The organism is Herbaspirillum sp. Sphag64 (assembly GCF_014192645.1).
In the GTDB taxonomy this organism is placed as follows: Bacteria; Pseudomonadota; Gammaproteobacteria; order Burkholderiales; family Burkholderiaceae_D; genus Herbaspirillum.
The window spans coordinates 729,112-752,272 of record NZ_JACHYE010000001.1 but is presented as its reverse complement, the minus strand read 5'-3'; the positions used below and the strand labels follow the sequence as shown (position 1 = coordinate 752,272).

The following is a 23,161-nucleotide window of genomic DNA, read 5'->3' as shown; positions in this document are numbered from 1 at the left end:
TATCCCCCGCACATCATCCTACAGAGCTCTTAAGACTATTTCAACAGAGACAGCACGCTTTGCGGAGCCGTGTTGGCTTGCGAGAGCATTGCTGTACCTGCTTGTTGCAGAATCTGCGAACGTGTGAGGTTTGCGGTTTCGGACGCGTAGTCGGTATCCATGATACGGCTGCGCGACGCGGTGATGTTTTCGCTCGAAATCTGCAAGTTGCTGATAACAGCGCTGAAGCGGTTTTGTACTGCACCGAATTCGGCACGCTTCGAGGAGATCACGTTGATCGCTTGATCCAGGTTCTTGATCGCCTTTTGTGCATCGCTTTGTGCCATTGGATCAGCAATTGCTGCGTCCAAGGTCAGTTTGGCGCTGTCGACGGCCTGTTGCAACAGAACGGCTGACGATGCCAGAGCGGTCGAGCTCAGTGCGGAGCCAGTTGCGAACAGTTGGTCCAGTGATGCTTTGGCGGACGTGTAGGTAACTTGCGCTGCATCTACCTCAGTGGTGTCACCCAGGCCGATCAGACCGTGCGCGCTGGTACCGATCACCTTGGAAATGGTTTGATCGTTGGACAGATCTGACAGCGAGATGCTGATCTGGTCGTTCAGCTTGTTGTCCACAACGTTGGCGCCAACTTGGAAAGTCAGTGTCAGCGAAGCAGAAACGTTTGCTGGATCGGAACCGATACCTGCGCTCGCGCCAGAACCGATACCGCTGAACAGGTTTTGACCGTTGAAGTTAGTACCGTTCAGCACGCGGAAGACTTCGTTCGACAATTGCTTGTATTCGTCGTTCAGTGTCTTGCGGTCGGCGGCGCTGTTGGAGCCGTTCGATGCTTGCACTGCCAGTTCACGCATACGTTGCAGGTTGTCGGTGACGGTGCTCAAAGCGCCTTCAGCAGTTTGCGCCAGGGAGATACCGTCGTTGGCGTTACGTTGCGCAACTGCCAGGCCCTTGACCTGAGCGTTCATGCGGTCAGCAATTGCCAAGCCTGCAGCATCGTCCTTTGCGCTATTGACGCGCAGGCCCGAAGACAAACGTTGAATCGACGTATTCAGGGACGATTGCGACGTATTGAGGTTGCGCTGCGTATTAACCGAGGCAATATTGGTATTGATGACTGATGCCATATTAATTCTCCTAAGATTTGAGGCCGATAAATCCGAGTTTCAGTGCTTAACTTTGGTTTTTACCTAAAGCCTCAGGCGTTCAAACCGCTGTTATTTGCTTTATCGGACGGTATCGGAAAAAGTTTAATGTTTTTTGCAAAAAATTTTTTCCAATGCTGTCCGACCTAAAACCGCGTGCTTCCATACGTCAAGCAATTCATATTTCGACCTGATTCGGGAAAACTTTAGTGGTGAATCTTGCAATAATTGCCGTCAGGTATTCAGATCGAGACCATCCGTAATCAATAGTTGATAAAAAGACATATTTCGAAAATCAATGAAGCGTCTGCTGAGACTTCAGTTTGGTGTCACGCATTACTTCAAGCGCTGCCGCTACCCGCTTTAATACACCTGCCCAATCTCCTGGGCTCTCTTGCCTCAGCAGGCGCATGCTGGGATACCACGGAGAGTCTTCCCTGTCATTGAGCCAGCGCCAGTCAGGCGTGTGTGCCAGCAACGTCCATGTCGGCGCACCGAGTGCGCCCGCAAGGTGAACCACTGAAGTATCAACGCTGATGACCAGATCGAGATTCTCAATTGCAGCTGCCGTATCGGCGAAATCCGTGAATTGCTCACCAATGTTGTGCATCGGTAATTCGGAGGGGAAGTCTTTCAGCTCGCTGACCGGACCGCCTTTTTGCAGAGAAAAGAATTCGATGCCTGGAAGGCTGAAGAGACTGGAAAAAGTCTTCAGGGGAATCGATCTGCGTCGATCATTGCCATGCTCCGGATTGCCGGCCCAAACAAAGCCGACTCGCAGATGGTTGCGCTCAGGTGCCAATTGATCAAGTTTTTGTGCCCACTGATCGCGGTCTGATTGCTCAGCATGAAGATAAGATGGGTAAGCAGGGATGTCTTCCACGCGATTGGTGCTCAGGGCATACGGCAGGCTCATGAGCACATAGGCGTAGTCGCATTTGGGCAGGGGGTCGGTTTCCCTGACCAGGGTGACCTGATCGGAAACGCTTCGGAACAGACGTGCAAGTGGTTCTTTGACGTGCAGCGCTACGCGTGCTCCACGTGCGAGTAATGCATGCACGTAGCGCACGAACTGGATACTGTCCCCGAAACCCTGCTCGTGCATCAAGAGAATGTATTTTCCCTCCAGTGAGGCAATGCCATCCCATTTCGGAATGATGGAAAATAGCTTATGAATAACCGTATACACATAGCTACGTTCTTTGACTTTAAGGCGACTCTCGTGATTGGCCCAACCCTCGACGAAGTTTCCAGCGAGTAGTTGCCCAAGCGCAAGGTTGTGAATGGCCGTGAGATAGTTTGGTTTGAGCGCGATTGCACGATGGAAGTATTCGAGCGCCGCCACTGTTTCCCCATGGTCATACATGACTGCGCCCATATTATTCAGTGTCAGTGCGTGTTGTGGGGCAATGTCCAGAGCCTTTTGGAACAGCGCCATCGCTTCCTCATAGCGATCCTCGGTTGCAAAGTAGCTTGAGCCTAGTTTGGTGTAGCTGTTCGGATCCTTGGGGGCGAGCTCAATAATGCGTCGATAATGCTCATGAGCTGCATCATATTTCTTGAGCTTGATATAGGTGTCAGCGATCTTGTTCTGTGCGTAAATATCCGTAGGATCGAGTAGTAGCGAGGTCTTGTGGCACTCCAGTGCATCGTCCAGCATATTCATTTCCTGAAATGCAATGCCGAGATTGGTGTGTGCTGGTGCAAAATTAATTTGAATCTCAAGCGCTTTGAGCAGCACCGAGACAGCTTCCTTGTAACGCTTGGCGTCAATCAGCGCTTTGCCCAGATGTGACAATGGGCCAGGGGCATCTGGCGCACGTTTGGCAGCATCTTCAAAATAAGCAATCGATGCTTCTGGATCATTTTTTTCGTGCAAGGCATTGGCCAGTCCAATTCGGGCATCTTTGTTTTCTGGATTGATTGCCAGAGCTTGTTCGAATAGCTTGATTGACTCTTCAATGCGTTCTTGTTTTAGTAAGGATGTTGCCAGATTGGAAAGGTATTCTGCGTTATCTGGGTCTGCAATGATGGCCTTCCGAAAGGCGGCTTCCGCTTGTGCATAATCGTTTTCGTACATCAGGATCAGGCCCAATGCATGATTGGCAAATACGAGTTTGGGGGACCGTTTCAATACTTGAGAGCAGAGTTCTCTGGCCTCGGCGATTTTATGATCTTCCAGAAGTGACAGACATTCCCTTACAGCAAGTAGGTCTTTAAGGTGATGATCGGGATTTTTTTTAACTGATTTCTGGCTACTACGCGTTGACATGAAAAATCCTTAACTGTGGGGAAGATGCCTGTTGTGCTGTTGGCAGGTTCTAAGCTGTTTGCATGTTGACTACGATAATCTGCGCCTATCATATGCTTCAATCTTGCATTTAATTGTTCAAACAGACGCAAAAAAGCCCGCAATTCGGCGGGCTGAGTAAAAATGCTGTAGGGAGCTGCGTTGGGTTGAGTCGCTTTAGTTCCAGCTTCTCAGTAGGCCCACGGCTAGGCCTTCGAGTGCAAAATTGTCTTCTTCAGTGACCTGGATAACGCTGAAATCATTGTTCTCGGGCAATAGTTCAATAATTGTGCCGGTTTTGCGATAGCGTTTCACGGTAACGTCGTCTCCCAGTCTGGCTACTACAATTTGGCCGTTATGCGCCTGGTCAGTCTTTTTGACGGCCAGCAAATCGCCATCCAGAATTCCTGCATCACGCATCGACATGCCTCGTACCTTCAGCAAGTAATCAGGTTTGGCCGAGAACAGGGCTGGATCGACAGTGTAATTACTCTCAATGTGCTCCTGCGCCAAGATGGGAGAGCCTGCTGCGACGCGGCCAACCAATGGCAACGAGAGTTGCATCAATGCAGGGTGGGGTAGTGCCATTTGTCGATTGCCTGCTGCCTGTATATGCTCGCGCAGTCGAATGCCGCGCGACGTGCCGGGCGAAATTTCAATAGCACCTTTGCGTGCCAGTGCCTGTAAATGTTCTTCAGCTGCATTGGCAGAACGGAAGCCAAGCTCGCTGGCGATTTCTGCTCGTGTCGGTGGAAAGCCAGTGTTTTCGATAGCGTCTTTGATCAGATTTAATATCTGTTCCTGGCGAGCGGTCAGTTTGAGCATGGAGGCTTTCGGTATTAAAGACATGCTGGGTGCATGCACAGTCTGTATTTTTATACAGTTATCCTTCAGTGTCAATTGGCGCCGAGGTTGTCACCAGGCGGAAAAATGTGATCTAGTGTGGCGCAGGATGTCATGCAAAGTCCTGAATGTATTGAGGTTTTCGCTTTTTTGTAATATAGTTGCGGGCTTTCCTCTTCCCACACTCGTCTTGACGCCGAGGTGGGCGATTTGTTAATCAGTCCATAAAGGAGTCTACATGCGTCATTATGAAATCGTATTTATCGTCCATCCGGACCAAAGCGAGCAAGTTCCTGCGATGATCGAGCGTTACAAGGGCATCGTTACTGCACGCGGCGGCAAAGTTCACCGTGTCGAAGATTGGGGTCGTCGCCAACTGGCTTACCAAATCCAGAAGCTGGCTAAAGCGCACTACGTCTGCCTGAATATCGAAGTTGACGGCGAAACACTGGCCGAAATCGAAACTGGCTTCAAATTCAATGATGCCGTTCTGCGTCACCTGACAGTCAAGATGAAGAAGGCCGAAACTGGTCCTTCGCCAATCCTGAAGGCTGTTCAGAAGGAAGATGCAGCAAAGAGCAATCGCGCAGAAGCACCAGCAGCCTAATCGCTGTGCTGAGCTGAATTTGCGAGATACCAGCGTTAATTAACACCAGAAAATGTGAATCAGTTCCAGTTTGTTGCCAGCATTGCCGAGCGTGACGTTATTCGTTATACCCCGGCAGGCATTCCGGTAGTGACAGCCAAGCTGCACCACCAGTCGGAGCAAACTGAAGCCGGGATCAAAAGGTTGGTCGAATTTGAAATGACTGCGTTCGCCGCAGGAGAAATTTCAGGAAGACTAAACCAGGCCAGTCTCGGTGGGATGTTCAGATTTACTGGTTTCGTAGCGCGCAGGAATCGCAACAGCAAAGGCCTTGTGTTTCACATCGTTGATTTTGATTCCGTAGTTTAGAACCACCCAATTTTCATATATCAGGAGCCGCAAAATGGCATTCGGTAAAAAGTTCGATAAAAGCAAATTGAAGCAAAAGCGCCAACAGCAAAATCCGCTGTTCAAGCGCAAGAAGTTCTGCCGTTTCACCGCCGCAGGTGTTGAGCAAGTTGACTACAAGGATGTCGACACGCTGAAGGACTTCGTTCAGGAAAACGGCAAGATCATGCCAGCACGTCTGACCGGCACCAAGGCACACTATCAGCGTCAAGTCGATACGGCGATCAAGCGCGCACGCTACCTCGCGTTGCTGCCATACACTGATCTGCACAACGCGTAATTGACGACGAGATATAGGAGAAAAACATGCAAGTCATTCTGTTGGAAAAAGTCGTTAATCTCGGCAGCCTGGGCGAAGTCGTCCGTGTTAAAGACGGTTACGCACGTAACTTCCTGATTCCACAACGCATGGCACGTCGTGCTACTGCAACTGCAATCGCCGAGTTCGAAGCCAAGCGCGCAGAACTGGAAAAAGCTGCAGCCGAAAAGCTGGCAGCAGCGCAAGCGCAAGGCGAAAAGCTGAGCGGTCTGACCGTTCAAATTTCGCAGAAATCTGGCGTTGATGGCCGTCTGTTCGGTTCGGTTACCAACTTTGACATCGCTGATGCGTTGGCAAAGCAAGGTTTCCCAGTCGAAAAAGCACAGGTTCGTTTGCCGCAAGGTCCATTGAAGATTGTTGGCGAGCACGCTGTTTCGGTAGCGTTGCATACCGACGTCGTCGTTGATGTGACCATTGCTGTGGTGGGCGATCACGCATAATTGATGCGCTGAGCTGTTCATCTTGAACAACAAAAAAGCCGGGTTCGCCTGGCTTTTTTGTTGTAGTTTTTAAATATATTCAAATTTCTTAAATAGTGGTTTCGAAATAATTTAGCTTGAAGCTAGCTGCTGTTTCTGGTTTTTCGCCAAGTTTATATTCCCCAGCGCTCCTGAAGCCTTAACTCTTAGCAGGTATAATGCGCGCCATGAACGCTTCTCCCGACCCACAGATAGAATCTCTTCGAGTTCCCCCTCATTCCATCGAGGCAGAGCAATCCGTGCTTGGTGGTCTGTTGCTTGACAATGCGGCATGGGACCGGATCGCTGACTTTGTTAGTGCCGAAGATTTTTATCGTTATGATCACCGCATCATTTTTCAGCATATCGTCAAGCTGATCAATGAAACCAAGCCTGCCGACGTGATTACCGTCTATGAAGCCATGTCCACCAGCGGCAAGGCCGAAGAGGTTGGTGGTCTGAGCTATCTGAATGCCCTGGCGCAAAATACGCCGTCTGCGGCAAATATCCGGCGTTATGCCGAGATCGTTCGCGACCGCGGTATTTTGCGCAAGCTCATCACGGTGTCCGATGAGATTTCTGGCAATGCTTTCAATCCACAGGGCAAGAACGTCAAGCAAATGCTTGACGAGGCAGAATCCAAGATCTTTGCCATTGCGGAAGAGGGCTCGCGTGGTTCTCAGGGGTTCATGGAAATCCAGCCGTTGCTCACGCAGGTGGTGGAGCGAATTGACGAACTCTACAATCGCGACAGTACCAGCGATATCACCGGCGTACCTACTGGCTTCATCGATCTGGACAAGATGACGTCGGGCTTGCAGCCAGGCGATCTGATCATTGTGGCAGGTCGCCCCTCGATGGGTAAGACGGCATTTTCGATCAATATCGGCGAAAACGTTGCTATTGACAGTGGCTTACCGGTTGCTGTGTTCTCCATGGAAATGGGGGGCGCACAGTTGGCCATGCGTATGCTGGGCTCGGTTGGACGTTTGGATCAGCATCGTTTGCGTACTGGTCGTCTGATCGATGAAGATTGGCCCCGTCTGACCCATGCAATTCAAAAAATGAACGATGCGCAGTTTTACATTGATGAAACTCCTGCGCTAAGTCCGATCGAATTGCGCGCTCGTGCGAGGCGCTTGGCCCGTCAGTGTGGCAAGTTAGGTCTGATTATCATCGACTATTTGCAGCTTATGTCCGGTAACGGCGGTGGTAGCAGTGGCGAAAATCGTGCTTCTGAAATTTCGGAAATTTCACGTAGTTTGAAGGGGCTTGCCAAAGAGTTGCATTGCCCTGTCATCGCACTGTCTCAGCTCAATCGTGCACTCGAGCAACGTCCCAATAAACGTCCCGTGATGTCGGACTTGCGGGAATCGGGTGCTATTGAGCAGGATGCGGACGTGATTTTGTTCATTTATCGTGACGAAGTCTACAATCCTGATTCGCCCGACAAGGGCACCGCAGAAATCATCATCGGTAAGCAGCGTAACGGTCCAATCGGCAGCATTCGACTGGCATTCCTGGGTCAATTTACGAAGTACGACAATTACGTTGGTAGTCTGGCTTCACCGTATGGTGGTGATTGACGTAACCGATTCACGGCCCTGCGTATCGGGGAAACTCAATACTGTGCAATCTGGTTGGTGCAGTGTTGTGTCGTAAAAGAATTCATTATTCATAAGAGAGTGAAACATGTTTGGACGCCTGATGCCCACCGAGGGCAAATTTTTTGATCTTTTCAATCAGCACGCTGAACTCGGTGTGAAATGTGCCAAGGAAATGGTTGGTTTGATGACCAATTTCGACGACCTAGAAATCCGCGTTCATGCGATTGAAACGCTGGAAAAGCAGGCCGACAAGATCACGCATAATGCGATCGATCTGTTGCACAAGACCTTCATCACGCCTCTCGATCGCGATGACATTCATCAGTTGATCACGCGCATGGATGACATTCTGGATCTGCTTGAAGACGCTGCCCAGACTATTTCTCTGTATGACATCAAGGCCATCACTCCTGAGGCCAAGAGGTTGGCAGAACTTTGTCTGGCCTGTGCCGAGAAGGTCAAGGCGGCCGTTGGTCTGCTGCACAACATGGATAATTCGCGCCAGATCCTGACCATCTGTGCAGAAATCGATCGCCTCGAGTCGGATGCCGATCATGTCATGCGTGCGGCCATGTCCAAGTTGTTCCGTGACGAGCCTGATGTGCGAAACCTGATCAAGCTCAAGGCTATTTATGAAATCTTGGAGACTGTGACCGATCGCTGTGAAGACGTCGCCAACATCATCGAAGGCATCATCGTCGAAAACGCCTGATCTCAGGATCAGGTTGCAGATGTTTTTCAAGACAACGGTTTATTCATGCATACAGTACAAATAAGTCTCAACATTCTGATCTTCCTGATCGCGCTGGCGCTGATATTCGACTTCATGAATGGTTTTCATGATGCCGCGAACGCCATTGCCACGGTCGTATCGACAGGTGTGTTGCGGCCCCAGACAGCAGTTGCGATGGCTGCCTTCTTTAATCTCGCAGCGGTCTTTGTTTTCCACCAGTTACATGTGGCGGCTTCGGTTGGCAAGGGTACGATTGATCCTGCCATCGTTGATCACGTGGTGGTCTTCGGGGCGCTCATTGGGGCGATTTTCTGGAATCTGGTCACTTGGTACTACGGTATTCCATCATCGTCGTCACATGCACTCATTGGAGGCCTGGTGGGCGCTGCGGTGGCAAAGGCGGGAACCGGATCGCTGGTTGCTTCCGGGCTGATCAAGACCATCCTGTTCATCGTGCTGTCACCCCTGCTTGGCTTTATCTTGGGCTCGCTGATGATGCTGCTGGTTTCGTGGATATTTGTCCGATCAACGCCGCGCAAGGTAGACAGCTGGTTCCGCCGCGCGCAGTTGCTGTCAGCTTCCATGTACAGCCTCGGGCATGGTGGTAATGACGCGCAAAAGACGATCGGCATCATCTGGATGTTACTGATAGCATCCGGCAATGCTGGACCAGACAGCCCGCCGATGTGGGTCATCATCAGCTGCTATTGCGCCATCAGTCTGGGTACCTTGTTTGGTGGCTGGCGTATCGTGAAGACAATGGGTCAGAAGATTACCAAATTAAAACCGGTAGGTGGATTCTGTGCGGAAACAGGTGGCGCGATCACCCTGTTCATTGCGACTGCCATGGGAGTGCCGGTCTCAACAACGCACACGATCACAGGTGCTATCGTTGGTGTCGGTGCTTCGCAAAGAATGTCCGCCGTCCGTTGGGGTGTCGCCAGCGATATCGTCTGGGCCTGGATATTTACCATTCCCGCTTCTGCTTTTGTGGCAGCGGTTGCCTGGTGGGTTGGCGCACACGTGTTCTAAGTCATTTCTATGCGTTTTCTATGGGTAAGAAAAAGCCACCGTGAGGTGGCTTTTTTGTTGGCAAAGTTGAAACAGAAGTAATGCTACAGCACGTCACTTGCGTGATCTGCCAGTCGTGAGCGTTCGCCGCGTGCCAGTGTCACGTGACCACTATGTGACCAGCCTTTGAAACGATCAACTACGTAGGTCAGACCGCTGGAACCTTCGGTCAGGTAAGGGGTATCAATCTGAGCGATATTACCGAGACAGATAATCTTGGTTCCCGGACCGGCCCGTGTCACCAAGGTTTTCATCTGTTTTGGTGTGAGGTTCTGCGCTTCATCGATGATCAGGAATTTATTGACAAAAGTACGGCCGCGCATGAAGTTGAGCGACTTGATCTTGATGCGTGAACGAATCAGATCTTGCGTGGCCGCACGGCCCCATTCACCAGCGTCACCATCGGATTTATTGAGTACCTCCAGATTGTCATCGAAGGCGCCCATCCACGGACCCATCTTCTCTTCCTCGGTACCCGGCAGGAAGCCGATATCTTCACCGACTGGTACGGTAACACGGGTGACGATAATTTCGTTGTAGGTCTTCGTTTCGAGCACCTGTGCCAGGCCAGCAGCGAGCGCCAGCAAGGTTTTTCCGGTACCCGCCTGACCTAACAGGGTGACGAAATCACACTCCGGATTCATCAACAGATTCAGTGCAAAGTTCTGCTCGCGGTTGCGGGCAGTAATCCCCCAGACACTGTTCTTGCTGTGGCCGTAATCGCGCAGGGTTTGCAGAACGGCGGTCTTGCCGTTGATCTGGGTCACCTGTCCATAGAATGCTGGTTCGCCATTCTTCGGTTCGATAAACACAAACTGGTTTACCAGCAGGGCCGGGACGTGCGGCCCGGTGACCCGATAATAGGTATAGCTGGTGCCGTGGCGACTCTCTTGCCATGACTCCATGCCTTTGCCATGCTTGTTCCAGAAATCGTCCGGTAACTGATGAATACCTGAGTAAAGGAGGTCGGTATCTTCCAGGACATGATCGTTGAAATAATCTTCTGCCGGCAAACCGATGGCGCGTGCCTTGAGGCGCATGTTGATGTCTTTCGACACCAGTACGACCGGGCGCTCAGGATACTGCTGGTCCAGCGCACGTACCACGCCGAGAATCTGATTGTCGGCCTTACCCTCTGGCAGTCCTTCCGGCAGCTTGGCATTTTGGAGCTTGGTCTGGAAGAAAAGCCGTCCTTTGGCATCCTTATTGCCAAGTTTTGACAGTGGAATGCCGCTGTCGATGGCGTCCTCGGCAATATCACTGACCAATGCATCGAGCGAGCGCGAAATCTGGCGCGCATTCCGTGCGACTTCTGACATGCCCTTCTTGTGGTTATCCAGTTCTTCGAGCGTGATCATCGGCAAGTAGATGTCATGTTCTTCGAAACGGAACAGCGAGGTCGGATCATGCATCAGCACATTGGTATCGAGCACGAACAGCTTCGTGACGCCGAGCTTGTCGGCGGTGCGACTGATCGTCGATTTTGCGCGTGATTCGCTTGCCTTGGGGGCGGGGCGCGTTTTTTCGGCCGAGCTTTTGCCAGTGATTCTGGCGCTGGGTTCGGTCACGGCAGGTTGCGCTTTTGCGACTGTAACGGGTAAGGCAGGTGCGGCAACTTCAACTAAAGCGATATGGGGTTTGACAGTTTTACTGCGTTCGGCCTTGGGATAATCCTTGGGTGCTAACAAGGTGGCTGGTTTACTCGGCAGTTTGGGCAGGGGCATCAGAACCTCGGATATGAATGGAGAAAAAATGCCGCTTTGTCAGAGCGAACTGGGACTGCAGGAGGAGCAACAACGAAGTACAACCGCCGCTAAGCAAACCCTTCTCGGGACAGGCGCCTGCATTGAACTGCAGTGAGCCATGGGAGAGGAGGGCTTGGTTAGTGGAAGCATTGAAATGCAAAGTAAAAAAGCCGTTTTGGCAGGTTCGGGACCTGATCCAAAAACGGCTTCCAGGAAACGGTTTTTTATTTGAATTCAAAGGCTTGTCTACATTGACTACATCTTTCGGCTGGTTTGCATGCGATGGATGAAATCGTTAATTCGATCTTGTGGAACGCCACAATTTCATCACAGGCATTGTCACCAGGCCAAGATTTCACAACACGGTGAAACCTGAGCAGCAGAACTTCTTAAGCAATCGTTTTCACGAAACTGAGCACCTCTTCGACATGAGAAGCGACCTTCACTCCACGCCATTCTTTCACCAATTTGCCTGATCCGTCAATCACAAACGTGCTGCGTTCGACGCCTCTTACTTTCTTGCCATACATGTTTTTCATCTTCATGACATCGAACATGATGCACACGGTTTCGTCAGGATCAGTGATCAGTTCGAAGGGCAGGTCAAGTTTGGCTTTGAAGCCTTCGTGTGACTTCAGGCTATCCCGGCTGATACCAAAGATTTCCGTATTGTGTTTCTGAAATTGTGGATAGGCATCGCGGAACTGAATACCTTCGGTGGTACAGCCGGGCGTATTGTCTTTGGGGTAAAAATACAGTACCAGATTCTTGCCGCTGTACGCTGACAACGAGAAGGTCTTGCCGCCGGTCATCTCTGCAGAAAATTCAGGCACGATCTTGTTGAGGATGGATGGAGTTTCGTCAGTCAAAATAGTGCCCCTTAGTCTACTTAATCAAATTTGGAATTGCGTCTCGTGCCTGGGATATCGTCCAGGGACACGTTATGCGGCTTGCAGGATCAAATCCCCAGAGCGTCCTGGTAATTCGCCCCAGGTAATCGGAAGGACTGGCAGAAGCTGTCCTTCTATGCTCTGAAAGTACTCTCCCATTGATACCAGTTCGTAACCTTGGGCGCGCCAGCCCAGTAACAGCTGCTCGAATATGGGGGCCAGTTTCTGCCCTTCAAGTTCAGCGTGCAGGGTGAATACATGGTCCCGAGGCTGCTGCTTGGTCAGCGCAAGCAAAAACGCGGCAGCATTGCTGGCATCAATAAGCTTGCCGTTGATTTCTCTTCCCAGGATCTCGTCGAGCGTAGGAAGTGTGGTCGGCAGTTGTACACATGACAAGGTGCTGCCATTGGTACCAAGTCGATGTGGACCGGCTGCCGGGTCTGCGAGTGTGCCATCTTCTTTGAGTAGCGCACGGCCGTCGGAGGAGTATGTGATGCCAAATTTATCGAGTTGGACAAATGCATGTTCGTTCATTTGCCAGCCGGCGGCACCATGCGTGACCGGATCGTGTCCAAAAATCTCGCGAAAACGTGCATACGAGCGCTGCATGATATTTTGCGTCCATGCAGCGTCTCGCGCGCGGACGTGGTCTTGCCAGACGCGATGATCCCAGGTGTGTATGCCACATTCGAAACCGGCGTCACGCGCCGCGCGCATAAAGTCACCGCAGGTCTTGCCGATATCCGGGGCAGGTAACAACGTGCCGTACATCAGGGTTTTCAGGCCGTAATGTTCGACGACCGAGGTGCGTGAGACCTTGCTGAAGAAACCCGGCCGAAATACTTGCTTAAGGGCCCAGCCAGTGTGGTCCGGTCCAAGCGAAAACAGGAAGGTCGCATTGGCGCCATGTCGCAGCAGCTGCTGAACCAGATTGGGTACACCCTGGCGGGTGCCGCGGTAGGTATCGGCGTCTATTTTTAGCGTGATCTGAGGCAAGTTTGCGTACTTTCTTTGGGTGAAGGAGGCTCTTCGGTGAGGAGTGCCTCCATCAAATGATCGATGGCATAAATTGTTGCATGAAAGGCGCGCGCGATAAACCGATTTTCTGCGGCGCGTATCGATTGTCGCCGTCCAAATGAAAAATGCGCTCCAAAGAGCGCATTTTCATCAGTCTCGCTTGCGCAAGGCTTAGTCAACCAGTGCGCGCGCCTGCGCTACTTGACCACGGTAGGCGTCAAAAATGTTACGCAGCGTGTCTGCCATGGTGAAGGTAGGCTTCCAGTTCAGTTCTTCACAGGTGTTGGTGATCTTGGGAACGCGGTTTTGAACATCCTGATAACCCTTGCCATAGTAGGCGGTCGACGTGGTTTCAACCAGTTTGACCTGTTTTGCCGATTCAGCGTACTCAGGATATTCGGCTGCCAGTTTGAGCATCATGTCGGCCAGGTCACGGATCGAGTAATTGTTGGTTGGATTGCCGATGTTGTAGATTTTGCCGGACGCAACGCCACCTTCGTTGGCAATAATCTTCATCAATGCATCGATACCATCGTCAATGTAGGTGAAAGCACGTTTTTGCTGACCGCCATCTACCAGAGAAATATTTTCACCGCGTACGATATGCCCAAAGAACTGGGTGACCACGCGAGAGCTACCTTCCTTCGGCGTATGGATGGAATCCAGCCCGGCACCGATCCAGTTGAATGGGCGGAACAGGGTGAAATTGAGATTGTCTTCCATGCCGTAACCCCAGATCACGCGATCCATCAATTGCTTGGCGCAGGAATAAATCCAGCGTGGCTTGTTGATCGGGCCACAGATCAATTCAGATTCTTCGGAATCGAATTCATCGTCGTGGCACATGCCATAGACTTCGGAAGTGGAAGGGAACACCAGATGCTTGCCATACTTGGCGGCGGAGCGGACGATCGGCAGATTGGCTTCGAAATCCAGCTCAAATACACGCAGCGGCTTGTTGACGTAGGTCGACGGTGTCGCAATGGCAACCAGTGGCAGGATGACGTCGCACTTCTTGACGTGATACTCCACCCATTCCTTGTTGATCGTGATGTCACCTTCGAAGAAGTGCATGCGCGACTTGTAAGCCTCATTTTCCAGAATGTCAGTGATGCGGTCAGTCATCATGTCCATGCCATAGACGTGCCAGTCAGTGGTTTCCAGAATGCGTTTGGACAGATGATGGCCGATGAAGCCGTTGACGCCGAGAATAAGGACTTTTTTCATGATAGGTATTGGTAGACGACCTTAGACGGCCATGTATTTCAGATAATTATTAAGAGAAGCATCCTGATCATTGATCTGGATACTCAGTATTTCCAGGTAGTTGCCATCGCCACAGCGTGCATAAAGATGGCCACCATCAAAAAACTTTTCCTGCGCGCCGTGTGCTCTGACCAGTTTGGTACGAACCGACTCGTCAAGCAACCGCGTTTTGGTTACTGTGATTTTATCACCTGAAATTTCTTCGAAAGCTCCCGGATAGGGGGGAGCCACCGTGCGTACCAGATTATGCACGTATTGAGCGGGCTTTTTCCAGTCAAGGCGACCATCTTCGGGCTTGCGGCCACCAAAATAGCTGCCCTGACTCAAGTCATTGGGCAGCCGTGGCGTCTGACCTGCCAGCATCAGTGGAAGTGCGTTCCATAAAGTTTGCTCTGCAGCAACGACTACTTTGCCGAATACTTCGTAGGCCGTATCGTCGGGAAGGATTGGCACTGCCGTTTGCGCAATAATCGCTCCGGCGTCAGGCTTGGCTGCCATCTCATGCAGGGTAGCTCCGGTTTCGGTCTCGCCATGCAAGACGGCCCAGTTGATTGGTACTCGGCCACGGTATTTCGGCAGGAGCGAACCATGCATGTTGTAGGCGCCATGACGCGCTATCGCCAGCAAATCAACCGGCAGCATGTGTCGATAGTAAAAACTGAAAATGAAATCTGGCTTTACTGCGGCAACCTGCGCCTGCAGGGACGGCGATTTTGGATCTTCAGGTGTGATGAAATTGATGCCGTATTCGCGACAGACACTAGCCACCGAGCCAAACCAGATATTTTCCGTCGGATTGTCTTGATGCGTGACGACAAGTTCTACCTTGACGCCGCGCGCCAGCAGCACTTTCAGACAGCGCACTCCGACGTCATGATAGGCAAAGACGACTGCGTTCATGCGTTGTTCTGACTTTCTTCGGAAGATTGTTCGAGGATCGCCTGCACCACATAGCGGGGACGGGCCCGGACTTGAAGATAGATTCTGCCGATATATTCACCCAGCAGACCAATACCGAACAGAATCACGCCGATCAGGAAAAAAGTGATCGCAAACAGCGTGAAGACCCCTTGCACTTCGGCACCCAGAACAAAGCGCCGTACTACCATCAGGATGAACAAGGCAGCGGATGCTACCGACAACATCATTCCTAATAGCGAAAAAAATTGTAGAGGCATCAGTGAGAAGCCGGTGATCAGGTCGAAATTGAGGCGAATCAAGCTGTAAAGCGAATATTTCGATTCGCCAGCCGAGCGCTCCTCGTGTTCCACAATGATTTCGGTTGGATTGCGGGCGAAGGTATAGGCCAGCGCCGGCACGAAGGTGTTGACTTCGCGACACTGATTGATCAGGTCAATCACATTGCGGCCATAGGCGCGCAGCATATTGCCCTGATCGGTCATCTTGATATGGGTCAGTTTTTCACGCAGGCGATTCATTGCCTTGGAGGCCCATGTGCGCCAGGCGGAATCCTGGCGCTGACGGCGGATTGATCCTACGTAGTCATAGCCTTCTCGCATCTTGGTGACCAGGTTGCCAATTTCTTCCGGCGGATTTTGCAGGTCGGCGTCGAGGGTAACAACGATATCACCGCGCGTGGCATTGAAGCCAGCCAGAATCGCCATGTGCTGGCCATAGTTGCCATTGAACAGGACAACCCGGGTGACATCGGGGCGCGCGCGATATTGATCGGCCAAGAGTGCCGCAGACTGGTCTCGGCTGCCATCATTGACGTAGATGATTTCGTACGTGATTCCTAGCGCATCGAGGGCCGGGTACAGCCGTGCAAATAGCTTGGCAAGACCCGATTGCTCGTTGTAGACGGGGATGACGACGGAGAGTTCTGGTTTCATCAAGGCCTGGGATATAGAATTTATTTTAGTGAAGCATGTTTATCATACAGGCATGCAAGACACGTACCAGTCGCGAGACTGAGGCATGAATTGTCATTCTGCTATGTTCTGAGCAATCAAGCCAGCACGGATTTTACCGCGGCAACTGCACGCTCCACATCCTGTTTGTCCATTGCGTTAAACATCGGCAACGACACAATACGACGACCTACGCGTTCGGCGAAGGGGAACATGCCTTCACGGAAGCCGCGATCACGATACAGTTTCAGCAGATGAATCGGCGGATAGTGATATCCGATGCCAATTTGGCGTTCCATCATTTTTTCCATGAAATCAGCGCGGGTGATGCGTTCTGGCAGTACCAGCTGGAACATGTGCCAATTGGAGTTTGCAAAATCGGCGACTGGCAATTGCGCACCCGTGGTGGCTTCGAAGTCGCTGCCAAACTGTTCAAAATAGTGACGCGCCAGGCTGCGTCGCTTCTCGGTAATGGCATCGATATGGGCGAATTGTCCGAGACCGATCGCTGCTGAGACATCGGTCATGTTGAACTTGCCGCCCAACACGTCGACTTCCAGACCATCGAATCCGGTACGGGTGACGCCTTGCAGCCGATATTTTTCAGCCAGTTTTGCTTCGTCAGCATCGTTGACTACCAGACAGCCACCCTCGGAACTAGTAATGTTCTTGTTTGCCTGGAAGCTGAAGGATACAAAGTCACCGAATGAACCGATACGTTTTCCGTTCCAGCTGGAACCAAGCGCTTGCGCGGCATCTTCGATGACACGCAGATTGTGCTTGCGTGCGATCGCATACAGACGATCCATGTCCACAGGAAGTCCGGACAGGTAGACCGGGATCACAGCTTTTGTACGAGGTGTGATCGCCGCTTCCAGCTTGTCTAAATCAATGTTGCGTGTGACTGGATCGATATCTGCAAACACCGGGGTTGCGCCGGTTTCAATGATGACGTTGGCTGTAGCAACCCATGAAATCGGCGTCGTAATCACTTCGTCGCCTGCGCCAATGCCAGCTATACGTAGTGCAATTTCCATGGTGCAGGTGCCCGAATTGAAGGTGCGCACCAATCGTTGTCCGAGGTAATCTGACAGGGTCTTTTCAAATGCCTGTACCTTGGGACCGCTGGTGATCCATCCAGAACGTAATACGTCAGCAACCGCGGCGATGGTTGGTTCGTCAATGGTAGGCTTTGAAAATGGCAGAAACGGCAGGGGCTGTGTCATGAAACGCTCACGGTTATTGTAAAAAAGCCGCAACATCTCGTAACTGCTGCGGGCATAACGGCACGTATTGTAAATCAGCCAATGGGCATGTGACTATTGCGAGGGGGGGGTGAACTCCTGCTGGAATCTCATGCTCAGCTTCTGGTCAACAGAATGACGCCAACAATAATGACGGCGATGGCCAGCAGTCGTTGTGCCGAGACGGCCTCACCCAGAAAATACCAGGCACCGACAGCGTTGATGATATAGCCCAGCGACAACAGTGGATAGGCGATGGTGACGTCAACCCGTGACAGGCCGATGATCCAGACGCCGACCGAAACGACATAGCAAGTCAGTCCGCCGATAATTGGCAACTGGGTTGCCAGCTTGATTGCAGTGGCAAACCAGTTGTCGGCGGTCAGATGAATTGCACCAACCGCATTGGTGCCTGCCTTCAGCAATAATTGCGCGATGGCATTAAGGCAAATACCCGTGAAAATAAAACCGAAGGTCGCGAGATTCATGGTGCTGTCTTCTTCTTGTCGAAAAGGGGCGTTGTGGGGTCGTTGGCGACGATGACACGTCGTGGGTCCTGGCCGATCACTCGCATTGGCACGCCTTGCTGTGCCAAGTCTGCATAGATCGAAGGATCAATGATGGCGATATCCTTGATGCCGGCATGATGATCTGCTTCCCAGCGTTTGACAAACGCATCGACAGTCGGGATCCATAACTGTGGTTCCTGCTTCAGGCCAAATTCCATTTCATCTGCATGGCGAACCAGTGTCATGGTCCGTTGCAGGTAAAACGGCAACGCCTGTTCATAGAGTCCGACCAGGAATATTGGCGTATCTGGTGTCAGCTCTGCCTCAATTGCAGGGACATGATTGACGCCCGCCGAATAGCGTCCCTGAGGTTCATGACCCAACATTAACAATTGTCCGGCAATGAATGCACCGGCAGCCAGGGTCACAACCGCCAGATCACGCTCCCTGCGAGCCAGACGGATCGCCAGTACGGCACCAATAAAGGCGGTGATGGCAGCGGCGTAAATCCATGGTACGTGTGCGCTCACCAATGGCAGGGAATACGCATCCCTGGCCAACAGTGGTACGCGCGGAATGAAGGCCAGGGAAATTGCGCAAGGGATTGCCAGCAGCGATGCCGACCAGACCAGTGCTTTGGACGAACTACTCTCCAGATGGCAGGCAATCAGCAATGCCAGCGTCGGGAATATTGGTAGAATATACGACGGTAGCTTCGAGTCAGAAATGCTGAAAAAGACAAAAATGAACACTGACCAGATCAGCAGCATCTTGCGCGGCTGAAAGCGACCTTCGCTGAGGCTGGTAAAGTTACCGGCACCGCTACGATCTTCGCGCAGCGCACCCCACAGACTCTGCGCAAACACACCAAGCCAGGGCAGGATGCCTAACAGCAGAATGGGAATGAAGTAATACCATGGGCCGGTACGGCTATGTATTTTGGTGGTAAAACGCTGGAAATGTTCGTGAATGAAAAAGAACTGAGCAAACTCTGGATTGCGCATCGAGACCAGCAAAAACCAAGGCACAGTGATGACGAAAAACAGGATCAATCCCTTAATTAGGTGCAGTCGTTTCCAGATGCCCCAATCGCGTGAAAAGAGCGTGTAAAGCACTAATACAGCACCGGGAAGAACAATGCCGATAAGTCCCTTGGAGAGCACCGCGAGTGCCATGCCGGCCCAGCACAGCAGCATCCAGTTACGTTGCTCGGCGCGATTGGCGTCAGTGCGTTGCGCCAGCAACAGTGCACAGATGCTCAAGGTCATCATTCCAGCCAGACCCATGTCGAGTGTATTGATGTGCCCCATGGCTGCCCAGAATAGACTGGATGCCAGAACCACTGGTGCATAGAAGCCAACGCGTTCATTGAACACGCGGCGACCGGTGTAGGCCACCAATGCAATACCAAACAGTGCGCTCAGACCGGTCCACAGGCGCGCCTGCCATTCACCGAGCCCGAACAGTTCGAACGTGATGGCATTCATCCAGGTTTGCAGAGGCGGCTTTTCGAAATACTTGATTGCATTCAGGCGTGGTGTGATCCAGTCGTGGGTGGCAACCATTTCACGTGCCATTTCGGCATACCGGCCCTCATCAGTTGGGACCAGCGTGCGCGCCCCCAGCATGTAAAACCAGATCAGCAGGAACAGAATAAGTAGCGTCCAGACGAACGCCTTGGATTTGTAGAGTTCTCGCATCGCGGCGATTTCCTTGAGCAGTAGTTCAGCGGTGATTCGATAGTCAGGTCGGCGCAGAAACTGGTGCAGATTCCAGAATCAGCGCCAAGGCGACCTTTCGGCCCTCAGCCATCAAAATATTGTATGTCCGGCAAGCTGCCTGATTATCCATGCATTCGACACCGATACGACGTGCAGTCAGATTCGCGATCAATCGGGGATGGACGAAGCGCTGACGCGGCCCGGTACCGAGGATGACCACATCGGGATGCGTTGCATCGATCTGGTCAAAATGTTCGCTGGTCAGCGCGTCGAAATGCGGGACGGGCCAGATTGTAGGCGGTGTTTCCGGTAAAACAAGCAGGCTATGATCGAAGCGCACTGCGTTAAGTTCAATGCCGCGTTCATCGTAGGCAGTGACAGTTTGATATTGCTGGGTTTCTGTGGATTGAAGCTTCATGGCATCTTGGTCGAAATGGTGCTGCGGACAAGAGGATGGCGGCTGACATGCCGCATCACATCACGGCATCCGTTCTTTAAGTGCAGCATTGTAGCGTCTTCCCGTTCCTGACCAAGTTTTATTCGTTGATAAAATAGAAGGCTTTCGGCAAAATGGCCGGTCCCGGCGGCGCTGTCGGGCTAGCTCACTCTAAGGATTTGCACCGTGCGACCGATTCATAAATCGAAGAAATTGGCTGATGTCTGCTATGACATTCGTGGCCCCGTGCTGGAAAAAGCCCGGCAAATGGAAGAAGAAGGCCACAAGATCATCAAGCTCAATATTGGTAATCTGGCCGCCTTCGGCTTTGACGCGCCCGACGAGATCGTGCAGGACATGATCCGCAATATGGGCAATGCCTCAGGTTACACGGATTCCAAGGGCTTGTTTGCACCGCGCAAGTCAGTGATGCATTACACCCAGCAAAAGAATATCCAGGGCGTCACCATTGACGATATTTATCTCGGTAATGGCGCCTCGGAACTGATCGTCATGAGTGTCAATGCATTGCTCAATACCGGCGATGAAGTGCTGGTGCCTTCACCGGATTATCCGCTCTGGACTGCTGCTGTCAGCCTTTCCGGCGGCACTCCAGTGCATTACGTGTGTGATGAACAGGCTGGCTGGCAGCCTGATATTGCGGATATTCGCAAGAAGATCACGTCCAATACCAAGGCGATTGTGGTGATCAATCCGAATAACCCGACCGGCGCGCTGTATACTACGGATGTGCTCAAGGAGTTGGTGGAAGTTGCTCGCCAGCATCAGTTGATCATCCTTGCTGACGAAATTTATGACAAGGTGCTCTACGACGGCAACACCCATACCTCGCTGGCATCGCTGGCGGACGATGTCCTGTTCATTACCTTCAATGGTTTGTCCAAGAATTATCGCTCCTGTGGTTATCGGGCCGGCTGGATGGTTGTTTCCGGCGAGAAAAAACACGCGAAGGATTACATCGAAGGCCTCAATATGTTGGCGTCGATGCGCCTGTGCGCTAATGCCCCGGGACAATATGCGATTCAGACTGCGCTGGGTGGATATCAAAGTATTAATGATCTGGTTGCGCCCAATGGCCGGCTGACGCGTCAGCGTGATCTGGCGCACCAATTGCTAACGGATATTCCTGGCGTGACGTGTGTAAAGCCGAAATCGGCGCTTTACATGTTTCCTCGTCTGGATCCGGCGGTGTATCCGATCCGCGATGATCAGGAGTTCGCCTATGAGCTGCTGGCCGAAGAGAAGGTGTTGATTGTGCAGGGAACTGGGTTCAATTGCCCGACGCCAGATCACTTCCGGGTCGTATTCCTGCCCAATACCGATGATTTGACGGCATCGATTGGCCGCATTGCGCACTTCCTTGAAGGTTATCGCAAGCGTCACGGCACCGCATGAGTTTTACCGCAGTACCCGCCGCAGCGTTGTGGCGGTCATTTTTATCAACCACTAAGACATTATGAAATCCATCAAAGTAGGCTTGCTTGGCATCGGCACCGTGGGTTCCGGTACTTTCAATGTATTGACGCGCAATCAGGAAGAAATTGCGCGTCGCGCCGGGCGCGGCATTGAAATTACCATGGTGGCCGCTCGCAATACCGCGCGTGCCACCGAGCTGACCAATGGACAAGTCAAGGTGGTGGGAGACGCTAATCTGGTCGTCAACGATCCCGAGATCGATATCGTTGTTGAGCTGATTGGCGGCTATGACGTTGCCAAGGAGTTGGTGCTCAAGGCGATTGCCAATGGCAAGCATGTGGTGACTGCGAACAAGGCATTGATTGCCGCGCATGGTAATGAAATCTTCAAGGCAGCACAGGAAAAGGGTGTCATGGTCGCCTTTGAGGCAGCTGTGGCCGGTGGTATTCCGATCATCAAGGCCTTGCGCGAGGGCTTGACCGCCAATCGCATTGACTGGATTGCCGGCATCATCAATGGAACGACTAACTTTATCCTGTCGGAAATGCGTGACAAGGGACTCGACTTCAATGTGGTATTGGCCGAGGCACAGCGCCTGGGTTACGCTGAAGCTGATCCGACCTTTGATATTGAGGGTATCGATGCTGCGCACAAGCTGACCATCATGGCGTCGATTGCATTTGGTATTCCGGTGCAGTTCAACAAGGCGTATGTAGAGGGCATCACCAAGCTGCAAGCGACCGACATCAAATATGCGGAGCAGCTTGGCTATCGTATCAAGCTGCTGGGGATTACTCGCCAGACTGCCAATGGCATTGAGTTGCGCGTTCACCCGACCTTGATTCCGGCTACCCGCCTGATCGCCAATGTGGAGGGTGCGATGAATGCGGTGGTTGTGCGTGGTGATGCGGTCGGCGAGACGCTTTATTACGGCAAGGGCGCTGGCGCTGAGCCAACCGCATCGGCAGTGATTGCTGATCTGGTGGATATCACCCGCCTCGCTACTGCGGATCCTGAACATCGTGTACCGTATCTGGCATTCCAGCCGAATGCCATGGCCGATACACCTGTGTTGCCGATTACTGAAGTGACCACCAGCTACTATCTGCGCATGCAAGTCGCAGACAAGCCAGGCGTGCTGGCTGACGTGACGCGGATTCTGGCTGATTCGTCGATCTCGATCGATGCCATGCTGCAAAAGGAACCATCGGAAGGCGAAACCCAGACCGATATCATCATGCTCACGCATCAGACACAGGAGCGTAATATCGAGGCGGCGATTGTCAAGATCGAGGGGCTGTCCACGGTGGTTGGCACGGTCACAAAGATCCGCCTGGAAGAGTTGAGCTAAATAAGCTAGGGTTAAGTCCACTTCGGCTTTTTTGCTTATTTTTCGATAAAAAAGTACCCGATGGTCCTAATGCCGTTCAGTCTAGACTGAACGGCATTTTTCATGCGCGTCCAGCATGTGTGCACTCTAATGATTGCGCAGCGAAGGAGTGCGTTCGTATTCAATGAAGAGATTTCGCCTCCTGCCTGAAAGGGCGACACTGAGCGAGAAGTCAGCT

At 52.0% G+C, this 23,161-nt stretch carries 22 protein-coding genes; 9 read left to right on the top strand and 13 right to left on the bottom strand.

Annotation, left to right across the window (positions count from 1 at the left end):
- Nucleotides 1-35: 35 nt before the first annotated feature.
- From FHW66_RS03335 to lexA, 3 genes are all read right to left on the bottom strand, one after another.
- Nucleotides 36-1,124, bottom strand: coding sequence for a flagellin (locus FHW66_RS03335; protein WP_183378274.1), 1,089 nt, complete (start codon nucleotides 1,122-1,124; stop codon nucleotides 36-38).
- 313 nt (nucleotides 1,125-1,437) lie between these two features.
- A complete protein-coding gene (locus tag FHW66_RS03330; protein ID WP_183378273.1) occupies nucleotides 1,438-3,414 on the bottom strand; it encodes a tetratricopeptide repeat protein in 1,977 nt (658 codons plus the stop codon).
- A gap of 195 nt (nucleotides 3,415-3,609) precedes the next feature.
- Nucleotides 3,610-4,257, bottom strand: a complete 648-nt coding sequence (lexA, locus tag FHW66_RS03325; protein WP_183378272.1) for a transcriptional repressor LexA — start codon at nucleotides 4,255-4,257, stop codon at nucleotides 3,610-3,612.
- Between the two features lie 256 nt (nucleotides 4,258-4,513).
- Here lexA and rpsF point away from each other — a divergent pair, with 256 nt between their 5' ends.
- From rpsF to FHW66_RS03290, 7 genes are all read left to right on the top strand, one after another.
- Nucleotides 4,514-4,882, top strand: coding sequence for a 30S ribosomal protein S6 (gene rpsF, locus FHW66_RS03320; protein WP_183378271.1), 369 nt, complete (start codon nucleotides 4,514-4,516; stop codon nucleotides 4,880-4,882).
- Nucleotides 4,883-4,936: 54 nt separating this feature from the next.
- On the top strand, nucleotides 4,937-5,230 hold the full coding sequence (priB, locus tag FHW66_RS03315) for a primosomal replication protein N (protein WP_183378269.1): 294 nt from the start codon (nucleotides 4,937-4,939) through the stop codon (nucleotides 5,228-5,230).
- Between the two features lie 34 nt (nucleotides 5,231-5,264).
- A complete protein-coding gene (rpsR, locus tag FHW66_RS03310) occupies nucleotides 5,265-5,549 on the top strand; it encodes a 30S ribosomal protein S18 (protein ID WP_007882558.1) in 285 nt (94 codons plus the stop codon).
- A gap of 26 nt (nucleotides 5,550-5,575) precedes the next feature.
- Nucleotides 5,576-6,028 carry a 50S ribosomal protein L9 gene (gene rplI, locus FHW66_RS03305; protein WP_183378268.1) on the top strand — a complete coding sequence of 151 codons (453 nt, stop codon included), beginning with the start codon at nucleotides 5,576-5,578 and terminating at the stop codon, nucleotides 6,026-6,028.
- A gap of 197 nt (nucleotides 6,029-6,225) precedes the next feature.
- Complete coding sequence (locus FHW66_RS03300) at nucleotides 6,226-7,632, top strand: replicative DNA helicase (RefSeq protein ID WP_183378266.1); 1,407 nt, start codon at nucleotides 6,226-6,228, stop codon at nucleotides 7,630-7,632.
- A 106-nt stretch (nucleotides 7,633-7,738) separates the two neighbouring features.
- A complete protein-coding gene (locus tag FHW66_RS03295; RefSeq protein WP_183378264.1) occupies nucleotides 7,739-8,365 on the top strand; it encodes a DUF47 domain-containing protein in 627 nt (208 codons plus the stop codon).
- Nucleotides 8,366-8,410: 45 nt separating this feature from the next.
- Complete coding sequence (locus tag FHW66_RS03290; protein WP_183378263.1) at nucleotides 8,411-9,418, top strand: inorganic phosphate transporter; 1,008 nt, start codon at nucleotides 8,411-8,413, stop codon at nucleotides 9,416-9,418.
- 83 nt (nucleotides 9,419-9,501) lie between these two features.
- On the opposite strand, the gene FHW66_RS03285 is transcribed toward FHW66_RS03290, so the two are convergent.
- From FHW66_RS03285 to FHW66_RS03240, 10 genes are all read right to left on the bottom strand, one after another.
- Nucleotides 9,502-11,181, bottom strand: coding sequence for a PhoH family protein (locus tag FHW66_RS03285; protein ID WP_183378262.1), 1,680 nt, complete (start codon nucleotides 11,179-11,181; stop codon nucleotides 9,502-9,504).
- A gap of 410 nt (nucleotides 11,182-11,591) precedes the next feature.
- Nucleotides 11,592-12,071 (bottom strand): peroxiredoxin, encoded by a 480-nt coding sequence (locus FHW66_RS03280; protein ID WP_183378260.1) that lies wholly within the window; start codon nucleotides 12,069-12,071, stop codon nucleotides 11,592-11,594.
- Nucleotides 12,072-12,143: 72 nt separating this feature from the next.
- The gene (locus FHW66_RS03275; protein ID WP_183378259.1) at nucleotides 12,144-13,088 is read right to left on the bottom strand and encodes a polysaccharide deacetylase family protein; all 945 of its coding nucleotides are present in this window, start codon (nucleotides 13,086-13,088) and stop codon (nucleotides 12,144-12,146) included.
- Nucleotides 13,089-13,280: 192 nt separating this feature from the next.
- Nucleotides 13,281-14,336 (bottom strand): bifunctional UDP-4-keto-pentose/UDP-xylose synthase, encoded by a 1,056-nt coding sequence (locus FHW66_RS03270; RefSeq protein ID WP_183378257.1) that lies wholly within the window; start codon nucleotides 14,334-14,336, stop codon nucleotides 13,281-13,283.
- Nucleotides 14,337-14,357: 21 nt separating this feature from the next.
- A complete protein-coding gene (locus FHW66_RS03265) occupies nucleotides 14,358-15,275 on the bottom strand; it encodes a formyltransferase (RefSeq protein ID WP_183378256.1) in 918 nt (305 codons plus the stop codon).
- The gene (locus FHW66_RS03260) at nucleotides 15,272-16,228 is read right to left on the bottom strand and encodes a glycosyltransferase (protein WP_183378255.1); all 957 of its coding nucleotides are present in this window, start codon (nucleotides 16,226-16,228) and stop codon (nucleotides 15,272-15,274) included. The genes FHW66_RS03265 and FHW66_RS03260 overlap by 4 nt, the downstream gene beginning before the upstream one ends.
- Before the next feature lie 116 nt (nucleotides 16,229-16,344).
- Entirely contained in the window at nucleotides 16,345-17,472 is a 1,128-nt protein-coding gene (locus FHW66_RS03255) for a DegT/DnrJ/EryC1/StrS aminotransferase family protein (protein WP_183378254.1), read from the bottom strand.
- Between the two features lie 134 nt (nucleotides 17,473-17,606).
- Nucleotides 17,607-17,978, bottom strand: a complete 372-nt coding sequence (locus tag FHW66_RS03250; protein ID WP_183378253.1) for a 4-amino-4-deoxy-L-arabinose transferase — start codon at nucleotides 17,976-17,978, stop codon at nucleotides 17,607-17,609.
- On the bottom strand, nucleotides 17,975-19,699 hold the full coding sequence (locus FHW66_RS03245; protein WP_183378252.1) for a glycosyltransferase family 39 protein: 1,725 nt from the start codon (nucleotides 19,697-19,699) through the stop codon (nucleotides 17,975-17,977). Before FHW66_RS03245 ends, FHW66_RS03250 begins: the two co-directional genes overlap by 4 nt.
- 43 nt (nucleotides 19,700-19,742) lie before the next feature.
- Entirely contained in the window at nucleotides 19,743-20,138 is a 396-nt protein-coding gene (locus FHW66_RS03240; protein ID WP_183378251.1) for an Mth938-like domain-containing protein, read from the bottom strand.
- Between the two features lie 204 nt (nucleotides 20,139-20,342).
- On the opposite strand from FHW66_RS03240, the gene FHW66_RS03235 reads away from it, so the two are divergent.
- Both FHW66_RS03235 and FHW66_RS03230 read left to right on the top strand, forming a co-directional pair.
- Complete coding sequence (locus FHW66_RS03235) at nucleotides 20,343-21,572, top strand: pyridoxal phosphate-dependent aminotransferase (RefSeq protein ID WP_183378250.1); 1,230 nt, start codon at nucleotides 20,343-20,345, stop codon at nucleotides 21,570-21,572.
- Nucleotides 21,573-21,633: 61 nt separating this feature from the next.
- The gene (locus tag FHW66_RS03230; RefSeq protein WP_183378249.1) at nucleotides 21,634-22,944 is read left to right on the top strand and encodes a homoserine dehydrogenase; all 1,311 of its coding nucleotides are present in this window, start codon (nucleotides 21,634-21,636) and stop codon (nucleotides 22,942-22,944) included.
- The last annotated feature ends 217 nt before the right edge of the window (nucleotides 22,945-23,161 follow it).